Raw genomic sequence first — 15,975 nt, 5'->3', positions numbered from 1 at the left:
CGTTGATCAGTTTGTATCATGGGCGCGTGCGACGCCAACCGGCCTCATGCGAAGGCCCAGTCTTGCGAAGGAAGCACTCAGATGGCCAGACATTCGATCCCCGCGGCCCTGTCGATCACCGCCGTCCTCGCCACGCTGGTGGTCGCGCCGCTGCCGGCCGCCGCGCAGTCCAAGGGGCTGGGCGGGCTGTTCTCCTGTGAAGGCTCGGGCAAGAAGCAGGAGGGCGGCGCGCTGATCGGGGCCGGCGTCGGCGCTCTGGTCGGCCGCGCGGTCAGCAAGAACGAGAAGACCCTGGGCACGGTGCTCGGTGCGGCGGCGGGCGCGGCGGCCGGCGGCTATATCGGCTGCCGCATGCAGTCGACCGACACCGCCCTGGCTCAGCAGGCCACAAAACGGGCTCTGGACGACGGCTCGTCGCAGAGCTGGAGCAACAAACGCACCGGCGCCTCGGGCCGGGTCGACGTGATCTCCTCGACCTACGGCCCGCCGATCCGCGGCGACCAGCTGCGTTTCGAGCGCAACGTCCAGGTCCTGTCCAGCTACGACGCGGTCGGCGGCGACTACACCGTCCGCTCCACCGCCAATCTGCGCTCCGGCCCGTCCACCAAGGGTTCGGTGGTCGGCAAGCTGTCGGCCGGCGAACGGGTCGAGGTGCTGGGCGGCGTGCCGTCGAGCAACTGGCTGCTGGTCGGCCGTGGCGGCTACGGCGTCGGCTACGTGTCGTCGTCGCTGCTGAGCCAGAACGGCTACGCGGAGGCCAATTGCCGGCTGATCGCCGCCTCGATCAGCACCTCGGGCCAGCGTCCCACCACCGAACGCTACAGCGCCTGCCGCGACAACCGGGGTGAGTGGCAGCTGACGGCGGCGTAGGAGAAGCGTCGGACTTGCCCCCACCTGGCGGCTGCGCCGCCTGTCCGCCCCCATAGGGGGCGGAGTTTCGCGTGCCTAGGCTCCGCCCCCTATGGGGGCGGACGACCGCGAAGCGGTCCGGTGGGGGCAAGCGCGCGAACCCACGGCTTCCCCAGCGTCCGCATGGACGAAGAAACCCCGCGCGCCTACCTTGGGATCCAACAGCCGCAACAGGAGCCTTTCGCCATGGACGCGGCCGTGTTTCGTGATCCCAAACGACGCTTCATCCCCATCGCCAGCCGGGCCGGAGCCGGCGAGATGGCGGTGCTGGAGTTCGGGCCGACCGACCGCCCGGTCGATGTGGTCTTCGTCCACGCCAACGGCTTCAACGGCCAGACCTACCGCGCCCTGCTGGCCCCGCTGTCAGCCGGGCTGCGGGTGCTGGCCGTCGACCAGCGCGGTCATGGAAGCAGCCGCCTGGCGGCCGACCCCGACCGTCGTCGCAATTGGCTCGACCTGCGCGACGACCTGCTGGCCCTGCTGGCGGCCCTCGACCAGGGCCCCGTGGTGCTGGCCGGCCATTCGATGGGCGGAACCGTCAGTCTACTGACGGCCGCCGAGGCGCCTGACGCGGTGCGCGGCCTGGTGATGCTCGATCCGGTGATCATGCCCCGGGTGATGGCGCTCTACGCGCACCTGCCGTGGACCTCCGGCGCGCTGTGGAAGCGGATGCCGATGGTCCAGGGCGCGCTGCGCCGGCGGGCGGTGTTCGACAGCCGCGAAGCCGCCTTCACCGCCTATCGCGGGCGCGGGGCGTTCAAGACCTGGCCAGAGGCGATGCTGGCCGACTATGTCGGCGGCGGCTTCAAGGACCGCGACGACGGCCAGGTCGAACTGGCCTGCGCCCCGGCCTGGGAGGCCTCCAACTACAGCGCCCAGGCCCACGATCCCTGGCGGGCCATGGCGCGCCTGCGCTGCTCGGCCCGGATCCTCAAGGCCGAGAAGGGCTCGACCGCCCGGGTCGGCGAGGGTGTGGCGCGGCGTTATCCGAAGGTGCGGGTCGAGACGGTGGCCGGCGCCAGCCACTTCCTGCCAATGGAACGCCCGGACCTGGCGCGGGAAGCGATCTTCGAGATGGCGACTTCTTGAAACCCTCTCCCAGAGGGAGAGGGAGGGGCCCAAGCGAAGCTTGGGAGGGTGAGGGGTTTAGACGTCCGACGGCGTGCCGGCAGGGCGTCGTGAGAAAGCGGTGAGGGCGTCACCCCTCACCCTCCCACCGCTGCGCGGCGGGCCCCTCCCTCTCCCCTCCGGGAGAGGGTCCTAAAGCGCCAGCCCCGCCACCGCCGCCTTGGCCAGTTCCGCCCGCGCCGCGTCCGAGATCGGCGCCACCTTGCGGGCGTCGAGGTCGAAGGTGATGGTGGTGGCTTCGGAGGTTCCCCAGGGCTGGCCGGTGGTGGGGTCGAGCATCCAGTGGACGACGCGCATGGTGCGGTGGTCGGCGCTGACCAGGCCCGAGCGCAGTTCGACCCGGTCGCCGGCCCGGGGCCAGGCCAGCTGGACGATGCGGTACTCAAGGACCGCGCCGCCGACCCGCGCCGGCTTGGGGTCGGCATGGCGGACCACGGTGTCGCGGAACGGGCCGATGAAGGCGCCGATGCCGTCCGAGACCCGGCCGATGAACTGCTCGGCGCGCATCCGTCCGAACACGTCGCAATCGGTGGGCGTCAGGGCCCCCAGGCCGGTGCGCCGCAAGCCCAGTTCGTCGGCGCGGGCCAGGCTGGCGGTCGGTTCGAACGGCGAGAGGTCCAGGCTGCGGGCCCGGGCCATCTCCGGAATCTCGACCTTCAGCGCCTCGGCCCGGGCCAGGGTGACGCCGGGCCACGGGAAGGCCTCACCCTCGCGCGGGGTGACGTGGGCGACGGTGGTCTGGAAGCTGGCCGCCAGCTGGCCCGTGGCGGTGTGGACCAGCAACTGCAGCAGCCGCGCCTCGGTCTCCGAGATCGAGATCACCCCGCCCAGCATGTGCAGGGCCGCGCCGGCATGGGCTTCGCGCAGGAAGCGGATGTGCTGCTCGCGCACCACCAGGGTGGCGTTGGCGTAGGGCGAGAAGGCGTGCGGCAGGCCCAGCTCGGCCGCCAGCCCCGCCAGGCCCTCCATGGCCCGGGAGACGTAGAAGCGCACGTTCATGTGCCCCATCTCGTCGCAGTCCCAGGTGTTGACGCCGCCGCGCCAGATCTCGACGCCGGGGAGGGGCTCAGCGGTCGTCATGGCGCGGCTCCCCTTGAGCAAGAATGGCACGCCAGATCTCGACGCCGGGAAGGGGTTCGGTGGGCGTCATGGGAAGGGTCCGGGCGGAGTGAACGTCTGTTCGACCCTAGCGGCGTTCGCTCGGGTCCCGCAATCGCTGGCAAGCCGTGGATGCGGGTGGGGACACACACTCATCCAGCGGCTTTCGCCAGCCTTGCGGAGCGCCTGCCATGAGTGTGTGTCCCCAACTCATCCGCCGAGGATGACAATTAGCCCCGACAATCGGCGCACAGCCCATGCGCCTCGATGGTCACGGCGGTCAGCGCGTAGCCGGCCGAGGCCCCGGCGGCGATGATCTCGGCGCTGGCCTTGGGTTCGATCTCGCGGGTCGCGCCGCAGCAGTCGCAGATCAGGAAGGCGGCGGCGTGGCCGTCGGCCTCCTTGCGGCAGGCGACATAGGCGTTGAGGCTCTCGATGCGATGGGCGAAGCCCTGCTTCTCGAGAAAGTCCAGCGCCCGGTAGACGGTCGGCGGCTTGGCCGGCGGGCCCGATCCGCCGAAGCTGGCGATCAGGTCATAGGCCTTCACCGGCTGGCCGGCCTCCAGCAGCAGCTCCAGCACCCGGCGGCGCGGGGCGGTCAGGCGCTGGTCGGCGGCGGCGCAGCGGGCCTCGGCCGAGGCGAGCTCGGCGGCGAGGCGGTCCCCGGCGACGCCGTGGTTATGATGGTCGTGATCGCATGCGGCATGGGCCATGGCCAAGAGGTAGAGGCGGGGAAGGCTTCGCGCAACCTTGCCCTGGCCTCTCCACCGCTTATCCCCGCAGGGAGAGGCGATCGCACGACCGGGGACGCGCACTTGTGCGTGTCCCCAAATTCGCGCGGCCGGTCCCGCAAACCCGATCCCTGGGCCTATCGGAAACGGCGCGGAGTACGGATGGGGACACGCACAAGTGCATGTCCCCGTTCCTCAGTAGGGCGTCTTGGCGACCAAGGCGTTCTCGGTCGCGCACTGGGCCGGGGCGGCGGCCTTGGCTTTCGCGACGGCGACCTCCGCGCGCACCCCGTCCAGGTCGTCGCGGAAGGCCTTGGAGCCGTGCAGGGCGGCGACCAGGGCCGAGGCGTTGGTGCGGCCGGCCTCGACGGCGCTGGCGTTGTGCACGCCGCAGACCACCCGGCTCTCGCCGAACGACCGGGCGCGGATCAGGATCTGCGTGGCGTCCTGGGGATCGGCCTCGGCCAGGATCAGGCCGACGGTCCAGCCCCAGGTGGTGTGGCCGGACGGATAGTCGGGGCTGGCGGCCAGGCTGTCGGTCCTGGGCACGCAGATGTCGCCCGCGTCGATCAGATAGGGCCGCTGGCGCTTGTAGAGGTCCTTGGGCTTGTTGACCGCCGCGCCGACGTCAAAGCGCAGCTTGGTCAGCAGGGCGACCAGCTTGGGGGTGGTTTCCGGGGTCGGGGCGAAGCCCAGGGCGCAGCCGAAGTCGGCCAGGATCTTCTTCTCGTCGACATCGGCCTGGGCCAGGGCCCAGCGGGGGCTGTCCTTCAGCGCCCGGGTGGCCAGGAAGGTCTTGCGGTCGGCCTCGTAGCGGGCGTCGCCGGGCTGGGGCGCCGGGGCCAGGATCTTCGAGGTGTCGAGCGCGCCGGCCGCCAGATAGCCCCCTTTTTGAGGAGAAGAGGGCGGGGCGTCCTCGCGGGCGATGGCCAGGCCCGTCCCGCAGATCAACACGGCCGCGCAGGCGGCGAGGGTCAGCTTGGCGCGCATGAAAACGGTCCCCGAAATCGCTTTGGCGACCCTGCCGCGCCAAGGCGACAGGAGCAAGACGGCTTGTTCAGGACAGCGGCTGGGCGAGCAGGGCCGTCTCGGCGTCGCATCGCGTCTTGTCGGGGGTGGGGCCGGCGGCCCGGGCGGCGTCGAGTTCGGCGCTGACGGCCGCCAGGTCGGCCTCGAACGTCGGCGAGGCCTGTAGCGCCTCGACCAGGCCGACGGCGTTGAGCTGGCCGGCGGCCACCGAGCTGGCGTTGTGGACGCCGCAGACCACGCGGCTTTCGCCATAGGCCCGGGCTCGCGACAGGATGGCGTCCGCCCGTTGCGGCTGGGCCTTGGCCAGGATCAGGCCCACGGTCCAGCCCCAGGTCGAATGGCCCGACGGATAGTCCGGCGTCAGGGCGGTGATCATGCCGCTCTTGACGCAGATCGGTCCGCGGTCGACCTGGTAGGGCCGCTTGCGGTCGTAGAGCCGCTTGGGCCCCGCGATGGCCGGGCGGACGTCGTGGCTGACGCGCCGCAGCATCGCCGCCAGTCTGGGCGTCGTTTCGCGGGTCGGCGTGACGCCCAGGACGCAGCTGAAGCCTTCGAGGATCTTCGCCTCGCGGGCGTCGGCCTTGGCCAGCGACCAGCGCGGGCTGTCCTTGAACCGGCGGGTCGCCAGGAAGGTCTGGCGGTCCTGTTCGGCGGCGGCCGATCCTGGCGCGGGCGGCGGCGGCACGACCTTGCGCGCGTCGTAGGCGCCTTGGGCGAGGTAGCGTCCGGCTTGCGATCCGCCCAGGCTGGCGCAGCCGGCCAGCGCCAGGATCGCCGCTCCGCAGGTCAGCCAGGCGCGCATGAAAAGGTCCCCGAAATCACTTCCGGGGACCCTGCATTTTCAGTGAGCTCGTAGCAAGACAACCCGAGCCCGGACTCAATCGAAATCCACCCACCGTTGTCATCCCGGAAAGCGCGCAGCGCTTGTCCGGGACCCAGGCGAGCCGCACCGCCTTCTCCCAGTCCCCTGGGTCCCGGACAGCCTCTGCGAGGCTTCCGGGATGACAACGATGATGGCGTGGAGAAGCGCCTACTTCGCGAACAGCTTCTGCCACCGGGGCTTTTCGCGGCCCTTCCAGGCTTCGCGGTGATAGGCGTCCGAGGCGATCAGCGGCACCACGGTGGTGGCTTCGGCGAACACCATCTGCTCGTGGGTGGTGTTGACCTTGCCCCAGCTGGCGGCTTCCTTCAGCGTCGAGGACGAGCAGGCGCCGTCGCGCACGTCGGCCACGGTGATCTGGATGGCGTACTTGTGCATGTCGGCCTCGACGCCGAGGATCTCGGCGCAGACCACGGTGTCCTGGGCGAAGTTCTTGGGCACGCCGCCACCGACCATGAACAGGCCGGTGGTGCCGGCCGCGATCTTGATGTCGGTCAGTTCGCGGAAGTCCGCCACCGCGTCGATCATCAGGTAGGGCTGCTTGGCGGCGATGCGTTCCTTCTGGTGCTTGACCAGGCCAAAGCCGGCCGAGCTGTCGACGAAGGCCGGGCAGAAGATCGGCACGCCCTCTTCATAGGCGGTCTGGATCAGCGAGCCGGGCTTCTTGGCGTTGCCTTCGCTCAGCCACTTGCCCATTTCCCAGATGAACTCGCGCGAGGAATAGGCGCGCGGCTCCAGGCGGTTGCAGATCTCCAGGATCGTATGGTCGCAGTTCTGGAGCTCTTCCTCGTCGATATAGGTGTCGTAGATGCGGTCGATGTAGTTTTCGCGCAGCACGTTGTCGTCGACCGGGCCGGCGGCCTGGTAGTGCTTGAAGCCCAGGGCCTCGAAGAAATCCATGTCGACGATCGAGGCGCCGGTGGCGACCACGGCGTCGATCATGCCGTTCTTCACCATGTCGCGGTAGACGTGCATGCAGCCGCCGGCCGAGGTGGAGCCGGCCAGGATCAGCCACGGCGAGCAGGACTTGTCCTCCAGCGCCATGTTGAAGATGTCGGCGGCGCGGGCGGTGTCGCGGCTCGAGAAGCTCATCTTGCGCATGGCGTCGATGATCGGACGGGCGTCGAACGACGTGATGTCGATGTGCTCGACGACGTTTTGCAGCAGCTGCGCCTTGGTATTCGGAACGGGAGCGTTCATCGCTTCGGTTTCCCTGACTTTGGACGCCCGTCGTTGAAAGTGACCGTCCACCGGGACGGAGCGACCGGTGGGGGCGATAGGGAATGCGGTTCGTATCCAAACGCTCAAGCGATGGGTGCGGCGCGCGGTTTAACTCAGATTTCCGACAGCGCTTAGTGACGATTTCGCGTCGGGCAAGCAAAGCTTTTGGAGCCCTCTCAGGACCGCCCCCCAATTCCGCTCATCCCGGCGAAAGCCGGGACCCAAGCCGAGCTTGGCGGTTTCGCTCTGACCACCCGGCCCGCACCGCTTGGGTCCCGGCTTTCGCCGGGATGAGCGGAGGGCTTTAGGGCTTGAGCCAATTTGACCCGTAAGCCCTCTAGCGACGGCGCCGCTTCTTGCCCGCCGCGCCCTTGGGGCGCGAGAAGCGGACGATCTTGCGTTCCTCGGCCTCGGGCCGGGGCGTGGGGATCGAGCGCTTGGCCAGGCCGTACATCGAGGCCATCGGCGCATCCGAAACCCGCGCGGTGTCGGTCTCGCCAAAGCCGTTGAAGCGGGTCGACATCGCCACGCCATAGGCGCCCAGCATGCCGATCTCGATGTAGTCGCCCTCGTCAACGCTTTCCGGCAGGTAGAACGGGCCGGGCATGTGGTCGACGCTGTCGCAGGTGGGGCCGTAGAAGCGGAAGGGCCTCTGGCTCTCTTCGACGATCTCGCCGTTCTTGCGCAGCAGCTTGACCGGGAAGGGCCATTTCATGTGCGCCGCGTCGAACAGCGAGCCGTAGGACCCGTCGTTCAGATACAGCGCGTCGCCCTTCTTCAGCTCGACCTTGACCAGCAGGGACGAGGCCTCGGCCACCAGGGCCCGGCCGGGTTCGCACCACAGCTGGGTCGACTCGTGGACCATCATGTCGTTGAAGCCGCGGTCGATGGCGGCCAGGTATTCCGACATGTCGGGCGGCACCATGCCCGGATAGACCGACGGGAAACCGCCGCCGACGTCGACGACATCGGCCAGCACGCCGGCCCGCACCAGGGCGCGCGAGGCCTGGGCCATCGCCGCCTGGTAGGCGGTGGGGCGCATGCACTGGCTGCCGACGTGGAAGCTGACGCCCATCAGGTCCTGGGTCGAGCGGCGGGCCGCCAGCAGCAGGGCCGGGGCGTTGTGCGACTCGACGCCGAACTTGCCCGACAGCGAATAGGCCGCGCCCTCGGCCTGGACGCCCATGCGGACGATCAGGTTGAGGTCTTTGGCGTTGCCGGTGGCGTCGAGGATCTTGGCCAGCTCTTCGTGGGTGTCGAACGAGAACGTCCGCACGCCGTGATCGAAATAGGCGGCCGAGATCGCCACGCGGCTTTTCACCGGGTGCATGAAGGCCATGCGCGAGCCGGGCGCGTGTTCGCCCACCAGCTCGATCTCGTTGAGCGAGGCGACGTCGAACGACCGGACCCCGGCGTCCACGAGCTCGCGGATCACCCACGGCGAAGGATTGGCCTTCACCGCGTAAAAGACGTCGCCTTTGAATTCAGCCTGGAACCAGCGCGCCGCTACCGACACCGCGTCCGGTCGCACGAGTGCGACAGGACGTTCCGGTGACCGCTCACGGACCAGGTCCAGGGGTTCATGGTACGTGTGCAATTCACGTAGACCCCTGCAGAAGTTAAACCCAGCCGGCGTTAGCAGCGCTTATGAGGACTTCGGGTCCGCCGGAGCGAGCGAAATAGGGTCATCGTTCCCCGATGTAAAGAGTCTTTTGGACGCGAGGTTCCGTTCGTGGCCGTTCGCCCGGCCGGTGAATTGCTCCCCGGCCTGTCACAAATCCATTGCGTCCGTGCCTCAAACCGACGAACGGATTTAACTGCGCCAGAAACCACGGTAAGGATTCGCCCCGACCATGATGTCGGACCCCGTTCTCTCGATCCGCGCCGCCTCCAAGACCTTCGGGTCGCGCCGGGCGCTGGACGCCGTTTCGCTCGACGTCGGTCGCGGCGAGATGATCGCGCTCATCGGCCCGTCGGGCTCGGGCAAATCCACCCTCCTGCGCTCGATCGACGGCCTGCAGACGGTCGATGCCCCCCCGGAGGGCAAGGAAGGCCAGGGCGTCATCACCGCGTTCGGCGGTCCGGTTCAGGCCAAGGGCAAGGTCAGCGACCATGTGCGCAAGGCGCGCGTCCGCATCGGCTTCATCGCCCAGCAGTTCAACCTGGTCGGCCGGCTGAGCCTGTTCACCAACGTCGCCCTCGGTTCGCTTGGGCGGATCGGCACGGTGCGCGGCCTGCTGGGCGCCTGGCCGGCCGAGACCCGGAACGCGACCATGGCCGCCCTGCATCGGGTCGGGGTCGCCGACTACGCGGCCCAGCGGGCCAACACCCTGTCGGGCGGCCAGCAGCAGCGCGGGGCCATCGCCCGGGCCCTGGTCCAGAAGGCCAAGATCATCCTCGCCGACGAGCCGGTCGCCTCGCTCGATCCGGTTTCGGCGCGCAAGGTCATGGAGATCCTCCGTGATCTGAACAAGTCCGACGGCCTGACCGTCGTCGTCACCCTGCACCAGGTCGACTACGCCCTGCGCTACTGCGACCGGGTGGTGGCCCTGAAGGCCGGCAAGAAGGTCTATGACGGCCCGACCAGCGGCCTGGACCGTGACCAACTCATCGACATCTACGGCCCGGAATTCGAGGACGTATTCTGGGAAGGAGCTCCGCAATGATCCGCCGCACCCTCATCACTGGCCTGGGCCTCGTCGCCGCCCTGACGCTCGCCGGCTGCGGCGAGAAGAAGGTCGTGACGCCCGTCGCCAAGGACACGATCGTCTTCTCGATCCTGTCCACCGAGTCGGCCCAGAACATGGAGAGCTACTGGAAGCCCATCCTGGCCGACATGGAGGCGTCGACCGGCATGAAGGTGAAGCCGTTCTTTTCGTCCAACTATTCGTCGCTGATCGTCGCCATGGGCGCCAAGCAGACCGACGTCGGCTGGTTCTCCAACCAGTCGGGCCTGGAGGCCGTGCGCCGCTCGGGCGGCGAGGTCTTCGCCCGCACCTTCGACCCGTCGGGCACCGACGGCTACAAGTCGGTGGTCATCGTGCCGGTCGACAGCAATCTCACCGTTGAAGGGTTGCTGAAGTGCGACAAGACCCTGAACTTCGGCATCGGCGACAAGAAGTCGACCTCGGGCACCCTGGCCCCGATGACCTATCTGTTCATCCCGGCCAGCAAGAAGCCCGAGACCTGCTTCAAGACCGTGCTCAGCGCCAGCCATGACGCCAACCTGTTCGCGGTGGCCAACCACAAGCTGGACGCGGCGACCAACAACTCCACGGCCCTGCGCCTGAACACCTACGCCAAGGGCGGCGCCCAGGCCAACAAGGTCAAGGTGATCTGGGAATCGCCGACCCTGCCGGAGGATCCGATCGTCTGGCGCAAGGACCTCGACCCGGTCGTGAAGGAAAAGCTGCGCCAGTTCTTCCTGACCTACGGCCAGGGCGACACGCCGGTCGCGGCCCAGCAGCGCAAGAATCTCGAGCGCCTCAGCATGGGCGGCTTCAAGCCCGCCGACGACACCCACCTGCTGGTGGTGCGCGAGATGGAGGCGCTGGAGAACGTCGGCCTGGCCCGCGAAGCCGGCGACCCGGCCAAGCTGGCGGCGGCCGAGAAGGTCCTGGCCGGCATCAAGGCCGAGCGCGTGGCCGCCGAGGGCAAGGCCGGCCTCGCCGCGCCGGTCAACTAGGGGGCAGACCCCGTTGAAGCCCAATCACCGTTGTCATCCCGGAAAGCGCGGAGCGCTTGTCCGGGACCCAGGGGCAGCCGCACTGCATGCGCCCAGTCCCCTGGGTCCCGGACAGCCTCTACGAGGCTTCCGGGATGACAACGGTTTGGAATTTACCGCCCGCCTGGGCGACTTTAGATCAGACCTTCAGAGCCCGTCATGAGCACCCCAGCCAGCGACGCCATCCCGCCGCCGCCCAGCCAGCCGATCTCGGCCCGGGCCTTCGATGTCCTGCTGTGGGGCGGGGTGATCGCCCTGCTGGTGGTCAGCTTCAAGCCGGCCGAGATCGACAAGTTCCCGCAGCTGTTCACCGAAGCCGGCAAGATGCGGGAATTCGGTCGCGGCTTCTTCTCGCCGTTCATCGACCCGGCCGCCTTCATGGCCGCCGACTGGCCGCTGTATGTCGGCAAGATGTGGCAGACGATCCAGATGGCGCTGTGGGGCACGGCCCTGGCCATCGTCGTCGCCATTCCGCTGGGCCTGCTGGGCGCGCGCAACATCAGCCCGTGGTGGATCCAGCAGCCGGTCCGCCGCCTGCTCGACATCATTCGCTCACTGCCCGACCTGGTGGTGGCGCTGATCTTCATCACCGCCGTCGGCCTGGGGCCCTTCGCCGGGGTCATGGCCCTGATGTTCAACACTGGCGGCGTGCTGGCCAAGCTGTTCGCCGAAGCCGTCGAGTCGATCGACAAGGGCCCGGTCGAGGGCGTGCGGGCCACCGGCGCCGGCAAGCTGCAGGAAGTGGTCTGGGGGGTGATCCCGCAGGTCGCGCCGCTGTGGACCAGCTATGCGCTCTACCGTTTCGAATCCAGCAGCCGCTCGGCCACGGTGCTAGGGCTGATCGGGGCCGGCGGCGTGGGCCAGGTGCTGCTCGATTCGATCAACGGCTTCCAATACGACCAGACCGGCTGCATCGTGCTGGTCATCGTGGTGGCCGTTTCGCTGATCGACCTGCTGTCGCAGATCATCCGCACACGTCTGCTCTAGGCGCGACGTGATGTGGCGCTGGAGCCACATTTTTCGGCTTTAACGCCTTGAAAAGACTTGTCACGCGGCTGTCATCAAAGGGTGGCGGAACCGTCACGGGACCCCCGTAAAGCGCTCCTACCTGATCCGGACGAACGGACAGGGGGCAAAGCCTAAGGGGAATTCTCAAATGCGGATCAAGACCTCGCTGGTCAGCGGCGCGGCGCTGGGCGTCATGCTCGCCTGCGGCCTCGGCGTCGCGGCTCACGCGCAAGACAACACGACCGCCTGGAAGGGCGCGCCGCAGTGGAGCAACGACGACGTCTACTTCAAGGTCCGCGGTCGGATCCTGCTCGACGCCGTGTTCCAGGACGTCAAGAAGGACGGCCCCGGCGGCGACTTCGACACCCGCAACGTCCGCGGCCGCCAGGTCTTCCTCGGCGTCGAGGGCAAGCTGAACAACTACGTGGCCTACAAGGCCGAAGGCGGCGCGGTGAACGGCGGCGCCTGGGCCTGGGATGACGTCGTCATCGAGGTCAAGCCGACCGAAGCCACCAGCATCCTGTTCGGCAACATCAAGGTCGCCGGCCTCGAGAACCTGACCTCGACCCGCTTCACCACCTTCATGGACCGCGGTCCCTACGGCGACTTCGGCGTCGACAGCTATCAGCTGGGCGTGGTCGGCAAGTACCAGGGCCCCAACTACAGCTTCACCGGTGGCGTCCAGGGCGGCAGCATCAACAACGCCGACGTCGCCGTCGCCAGCGCCGACTCCAAGGAACGCCTGACCATCGTCGGTCGCGCCCATTGGGCGCCGATCGTCACCGACACCGACAAGGTCCACGTCGCGGCTTCGTACCGCTACCGCAACCGCGGCGACGAAGGCGCCTTCGCCTATACCGGCCGCACCAACACCGCCTACAGCAACGCCACGTTCTACACGACCGGCGGCATCGGCAACCGCGACAACACCATCGCCGTCGAAGGCGCCTGGGTGCACGGTCCGTTCTCGGTCCAGGGCGAATATTCGAACATCGACGTGACCCGCGCCGGCACGGCGGGCAGCGATCCGACCGTCAAGGTCGGCTACGCCTTCGTCAGCTTCTGGCCGACGGGCGAGACCCGCAACTACGATCCGGTCGCCGGCGAGTTCAAGCGTCCGAAGATCCTCAACCCGATCACGGCCGGTGGCTTCGGTGGTCTGGAACTGGCCGTGCGCTACGACTTCGCCGACCTGAAGGACGCCTACGACACCCTGATCGTCAAGCCGACCACGTCGCAGGCCGGCGAGTACACCGGCTGGACCCTGGGCGCGAACTACTACCCGACCGCCTATGTCCGCTTTCAGGCCAACTACACCGACGGCAAGGCCGACAACATCGGCGTGAACCAGGACTTCGACATCAAGCAATTCCAGCTGCGCGCGCAACTGGACTTCTAAGACCCACGGCCCGGTCGCCGTCCGGCGACCGGGCCGTTTCGCCATTCTCCAAAGCTCTCGAGACTTCCAGGAGTCCTCCATGAAAAAGCTGCTTTCCTGCGCGGCCGCCGCCGTCGCCCTGTCGGGCCTCGCCGCCGCCCCCGCCCACGCCGCCCGTGACTACGTCTGGGCCGCCGGTTCCTCGACCGTCTTCCCGTTCGCCACCCGCACCGCCGAGAACTTCGCCAAGAAGACCGGCAAGAAGGCTCCGAAGGTCGAAAGCCTCGGCACCGGCGGCGGCATCAAGCTGTTCTGCTCGGGCGCCGGCGAAGGCTTCCCCGACATCGCCAACGCTTCGCGTCCGATGAAGAAGTCCGAGTTCGACGCCTGCGCCGCCAAGGGCGTCAAGGACATCATCCAGGTGAAGATCGGCTTCGACGGCATCGTCGTGGCCACCGACAAGGACGGCGCCGACTACAACTTCAAGACCGAGCACCTGTACCTGGGCCTGGCCAAGCAAGTCCTGAAGGGCGGTCAGTTCGTGGCCAACCCCTACAAGACCTGGGACGAGATCGGTTCGGGCCTGCCGGGCAACCGCATCAACGTCTACGGCCCGCCGCCCACCTCGGGCACCCGCGACGCCTTCGTGGAACTGGCCATCGAGGCCGGCGCCCGCAAGTTCCCGACCGCCGACGCCCTGCGCTCGGACAACGAGAAGAAGTTCAAGCAACTGGTCGACCCGCTGCGTAACGACGGCTGGATCGACGCCGGCGAGAACGACAACGCCATCGTCGGCACCCTGACCAAGACCCCGGGCTCGCTGGGCGTCTTCGGCTGGTCCTACCTCGAAGAGAACATGGACAAGATCAAGGGCGCGGCCGTCAACGGCGTGCGTCCCTCGGCCCAGACGATCGCCGACGGCTCCTACCCGCTGTCGCGTTCGCTGTTCATCTACGTCAAGAAGGCCAACATCGGCGTGACGCCGGGCCTGGCCGAGTTCCTGGCCGAGTTCACCTCGGACGCGGCGACCGGTCGTGGCGGCTACCTGCAGGGCCGCGGCCTGATCCCGCTGCCCCCCGGCCAGCACGACGGCCAGAAGAGCGTGGTCGCCAACAAGACGTCGATGGCCCGTCCGGCTTCGTAAGCGTTGGGGCCAGGGTCTGGCCTCCTTCTTTTCCGTTTCCCCGGCGAAGGCCGGGGCCCAGATCCTAGGGCCGGGTGTTTCCGGATAGATCGTTCGGCGCTCAGGCTGAATCTGGCTCCCGGCCTTCGCCGGGAAGACGGATGTGGGTTGGGCGGTTGAGCGCTCGTTATGAAGCGCTCAGGCCACAATCAAGACGACGCCGCGGTCCCTAGTGGGCCGCGGCGTTTTCTTTTGTATAGTGGTCCCTCTATAGTGAGTTGGCGGACGGTCCCTTCGGGCCTGCTCCGTTTGGCCGTGGCCGCTCCGGCGCCGCGCTGACCCTGAAGGGCCATGATCCTCCTCGCGCTCGCCGTCGTCTTCCTCCTCGTTCTGCTGAACGGGGTGTTCTCCATGTCCGAACTGGCGGTGGTCTCGGCCCGCCGCGCCCGGCTCCAGACCTTCGCCGACCGGGGCGATAAGGGCGCCAGGCTGGCCCTGGCCATGGCCGAGCACCCGACCCGGTTCCTGTCGGCCGTCCAGGTGGGCATCACCCTGATCGGCATCCTGGCCGGCGCCTACGGCCAGGCCACCATCGCCGGGGCGCTGGACAAGTACCTTGAGCCGTTCCCGGTGATCGGGACCCATTCCGAGGCCATCGCCACCACCGTGGTGGTCATCGGCCTGACCTATGTCTCGGTGATCCTCGGCGAACTGGTGCCCAAGCGCCTGGCTCTGCTGTTCCCCGACGCCATCGCCCGCCGCATGGCGCCGTTCCTGGCGGTGGTGGCCACGGTGCTGCGGCCGTTCGTGACCCTGCTGACCGCCTCGACCGCCGCCATCCTCAAGCTGCTGGGGGTGCGCGACGAGCGCACCAACGACATGACCGCCGAGGAGGTCGAGACCGTGCTGGCCGAGGGGGCCGACGCCGGCCTGATCGAGCCCGAGGAGCGGGCGATGATCAACGAGGTCCTGCGCCTGGGCGACCGCCCCGTGCGGGTGGCCATGACCCCGCGCCGCGACCTGTTCTGGATCTCCCTGGCCGACAGCCAGGAGCAGATCCTGGCCGAGATCCGCGCCTGCCCCTATTCGCGAATCGTGGTGGCCAGCGAGGACGACCTGGACGGCGATATCGGGGTGATCCTCAAGAAGGACCTGCTGGACGCCTGCCTGGCCGGCGACACCATCGACATCAAGAGCCACGTCCAGCAGCCGATCGCCATTCCCGAGACCATGTCGCTGCTGCGGGCCATGGCGGTGTTCAAGCAGACGCCGCTGCACATGGCCCTGGTGGTTGACGAGTTCGGCTCGATTCAGGGGGTGATCACCCCGCTGGACCTGTTGGAGATGATCGCCGGCGACTTCCCCGAGAGCCACGACGAGGCCGACACCCGCATCCTGCGCCGCGAGGACGGCTCCTGGCTGGTCGACGCCCGCCTCGACATCCAGGAGCTCAACGACGCCCTGGGCGAGAACTTCGAGGCCGAGGGCGGCTACCACACCGTGGCCGGCCTGATCCTCGACCGCCTGGGCCGCATCCCCCGCGAGGGCGAGATCGTCGCCCTGGGCGGGTTCGATGTCGAGGTCGTCGACATGGACGGGTCGCGGATCGACAAGCTGATCCTGCGGTGCGTGCCGAAGGGGGAATAGGGGGGGGCGTCTCCAAGTCCTCCCCCCGTGGGGGAGGTGTCGGCGCAGCCGACGGAGGGGGGAGCGATCGGCCGATGACCACAACGGGGATCAACCGCT

Annotated in this window: 14 protein-coding genes; 8 read left to right on the top strand and 6 right to left on the bottom strand. The window is 68.3% G+C overall.

Features of this window, described 5'->3' with window-relative positions; all coding sequences use genetic code 11:
- The first annotated feature begins 81 nt into the window (after positions 1–81).
- Complete coding sequence (locus ASD79_RS11215) at positions 82–870, top strand: SH3 domain-containing protein (RefSeq protein ID WP_056721523.1); 789 nt, start codon at positions 82–84, stop codon at positions 868–870.
- A 225-nt stretch (positions 871–1,095) separates the two neighbouring features.
- A complete protein-coding gene (locus ASD79_RS11210) occupies positions 1,096–1,998 on the top strand; it encodes an alpha/beta fold hydrolase (protein ID WP_056721700.1) in 903 nt (300 codons plus the stop codon).
- A 171-nt stretch (positions 1,999–2,169) separates the two neighbouring features.
- Here ASD79_RS11210 and ASD79_RS11205 read toward each other — a convergent pair whose 3' ends face one another.
- The 6 genes from ASD79_RS11205 to ASD79_RS11180 form a co-directional block, all read right to left on the bottom strand.
- Positions 2,170–3,117 (bottom strand): thioesterase family protein, encoded by a 948-nt coding sequence (locus tag ASD79_RS11205; protein ID WP_056721520.1) that lies wholly within the window; start codon positions 3,115–3,117, stop codon positions 2,170–2,172.
- A gap of 248 nt (positions 3,118–3,365) precedes the next feature.
- Positions 3,366–3,848 (bottom strand): Fur family transcriptional regulator, encoded by a 483-nt coding sequence (locus tag ASD79_RS11200; protein WP_007672843.1) that lies wholly within the window; start codon positions 3,846–3,848, stop codon positions 3,366–3,368.
- A gap of 213 nt (positions 3,849–4,061) precedes the next feature.
- Positions 4,062–4,856 carry a phosphatase PAP2 family protein gene (locus ASD79_RS11195; protein WP_056721698.1) on the bottom strand — a complete coding sequence of 265 codons (795 nt, stop codon included), beginning with the start codon at positions 4,854–4,856 and terminating at the stop codon, positions 4,062–4,064.
- Positions 4,857–4,923: 67 nt separating this feature from the next.
- The gene (locus ASD79_RS11190) at positions 4,924–5,697 is read right to left on the bottom strand and encodes a phosphatase PAP2 family protein (protein ID WP_056721517.1); all 774 of its coding nucleotides are present in this window, start codon (positions 5,695–5,697) and stop codon (positions 4,924–4,926) included.
- A 228-nt stretch (positions 5,698–5,925) separates the two neighbouring features.
- Complete coding sequence (locus ASD79_RS11185; protein WP_056721515.1) at positions 5,926–6,975, bottom strand: deoxyhypusine synthase; 1,050 nt, start codon at positions 6,973–6,975, stop codon at positions 5,926–5,928.
- 358 nt (positions 6,976–7,333) lie between these two features.
- On the bottom strand, positions 7,334–8,593 hold the full coding sequence (locus tag ASD79_RS11180; protein WP_056721512.1) for a type III PLP-dependent enzyme: 1,260 nt from the start codon (positions 8,591–8,593) through the stop codon (positions 7,334–7,336).
- Between the two features lie 256 nt (positions 8,594–8,849).
- Between ASD79_RS11180 and phnC the strand changes: the two genes are divergently transcribed.
- The 6 genes from phnC (at position 8,850) to ASD79_RS11150 (ending at position 15,876) form a co-directional block, all read left to right on the top strand.
- Positions 8,850–9,662, top strand: a complete 813-nt coding sequence (gene phnC, locus ASD79_RS11175) for a phosphonate ABC transporter ATP-binding protein (RefSeq protein ID WP_056721510.1) — start codon at positions 8,850–8,852, stop codon at positions 9,660–9,662.
- Positions 9,659–10,681: a phosphate/phosphite/phosphonate ABC transporter substrate-binding protein gene (phnD, locus tag ASD79_RS11170; RefSeq protein WP_056721508.1), complete on the top strand. Its 1,023-nt coding sequence runs from the start codon at positions 9,659–9,661 to the stop codon at positions 10,679–10,681. Before phnC ends, phnD begins: the two co-directional genes overlap by 4 nt.
- 198 nt (positions 10,682–10,879) lie before the next feature.
- Positions 10,880–11,707 carry a phosphonate ABC transporter, permease protein PhnE gene (gene phnE, locus ASD79_RS11165; RefSeq protein WP_056721505.1) on the top strand — a complete coding sequence of 276 codons (828 nt, stop codon included), beginning with the start codon at positions 10,880–10,882 and terminating at the stop codon, positions 11,705–11,707.
- 169 nt (positions 11,708–11,876) lie between these two features.
- The gene (locus ASD79_RS11160; RefSeq protein WP_056721503.1) at positions 11,877–13,127 is read left to right on the top strand and encodes an OprO/OprP family phosphate-selective porin; all 1,251 of its coding nucleotides are present in this window, start codon (positions 11,877–11,879) and stop codon (positions 13,125–13,127) included.
- A 79-nt stretch (positions 13,128–13,206) separates the two neighbouring features.
- The gene (locus ASD79_RS11155; protein WP_056721501.1) at positions 13,207–14,250 is read left to right on the top strand and encodes a substrate-binding domain-containing protein; all 1,044 of its coding nucleotides are present in this window, start codon (positions 13,207–13,209) and stop codon (positions 14,248–14,250) included.
- A 330-nt stretch (positions 14,251–14,580) separates the two neighbouring features.
- Complete coding sequence (locus ASD79_RS11150) at positions 14,581–15,876, top strand: hemolysin family protein (RefSeq protein WP_056721499.1); 1,296 nt, start codon at positions 14,581–14,583, stop codon at positions 15,874–15,876.
- Positions 15,877–15,975: the final 99 nt, after the last annotated feature.

It is taken from the genome of Caulobacter sp. Root655, from assembly GCF_001427665.1.
GTDB lineage: Bacteria > Pseudomonadota > Alphaproteobacteria > Caulobacterales > Caulobacteraceae > Caulobacter.
This window is presented reverse-complemented; position numbering and strand designations above follow the sequence as displayed.

What these genes read in the sequence shown, in the direction of transcription:
- ASD79_RS11215 (WP_056721523.1), top strand. Translation starts at nt 82, where the DNA reads ATGGCCAGACATTCGATCCCCGCGGCCCTGTCGATCACCGCCGTCCTC.
- ASD79_RS11210 (WP_056721700.1), top strand. Translation starts at nt 1,096, where the DNA reads ATGGACGCGGCCGTGTTTCGTGATCCCAAACGACGCTTCATCCCCATC.
- ASD79_RS11205 (WP_056721520.1), bottom strand. Translation starts at nt 3,117, where the DNA reads ATGACGACCGCTGAGCCCCTCCCCGGCGTCGAGATCTGGCGCGGCGGC.
- ASD79_RS11200 (WP_007672843.1), bottom strand. Translation starts at nt 3,848, where the DNA reads ATGGCCCATGCCGCATGCGATCACGACCATCATAACCACGGCGTCGCC.
- ASD79_RS11195 (WP_056721698.1), bottom strand. Translation starts at nt 4,856, where the DNA reads ATGCGCGCCAAGCTGACCCTCGCCGCCTGCGCGGCCGTGTTGATCTGC.
- ASD79_RS11190 (WP_056721517.1), bottom strand. Translation starts at nt 5,697, where the DNA reads ATGCGCGCCTGGCTGACCTGCGGAGCGGCGATCCTGGCGCTGGCCGGC.
- ASD79_RS11185 (WP_056721515.1), bottom strand. Translation starts at nt 6,975, where the DNA reads ATGAACGCTCCCGTTCCGAATACCAAGGCGCAGCTGCTGCAAAACGTC.
- phnC (WP_056721510.1), top strand. Translation starts at nt 8,850, where the DNA reads ATGATGTCGGACCCCGTTCTCTCGATCCGCGCCGCCTCCAAGACCTTC.
- phnD (WP_056721508.1), top strand. Translation starts at nt 9,659, where the DNA reads ATGATCCGCCGCACCCTCATCACTGGCCTGGGCCTCGTCGCCGCCCTG.
- phnE (WP_056721505.1), top strand. Translation starts at nt 10,880, where the DNA reads ATGAGCACCCCAGCCAGCGACGCCATCCCGCCGCCGCCCAGCCAGCCG.
- ASD79_RS11160 (WP_056721503.1), top strand. Translation starts at nt 11,877, where the DNA reads ATGCGGATCAAGACCTCGCTGGTCAGCGGCGCGGCGCTGGGCGTCATG.
- ASD79_RS11155 (WP_056721501.1), top strand. Translation starts at nt 13,207, where the DNA reads ATGAAAAAGCTGCTTTCCTGCGCGGCCGCCGCCGTCGCCCTGTCGGGC.
- ASD79_RS11150 (WP_056721499.1), top strand. Translation starts at nt 14,581, where the DNA reads ATGATCCTCCTCGCGCTCGCCGTCGTCTTCCTCCTCGTTCTGCTGAAC.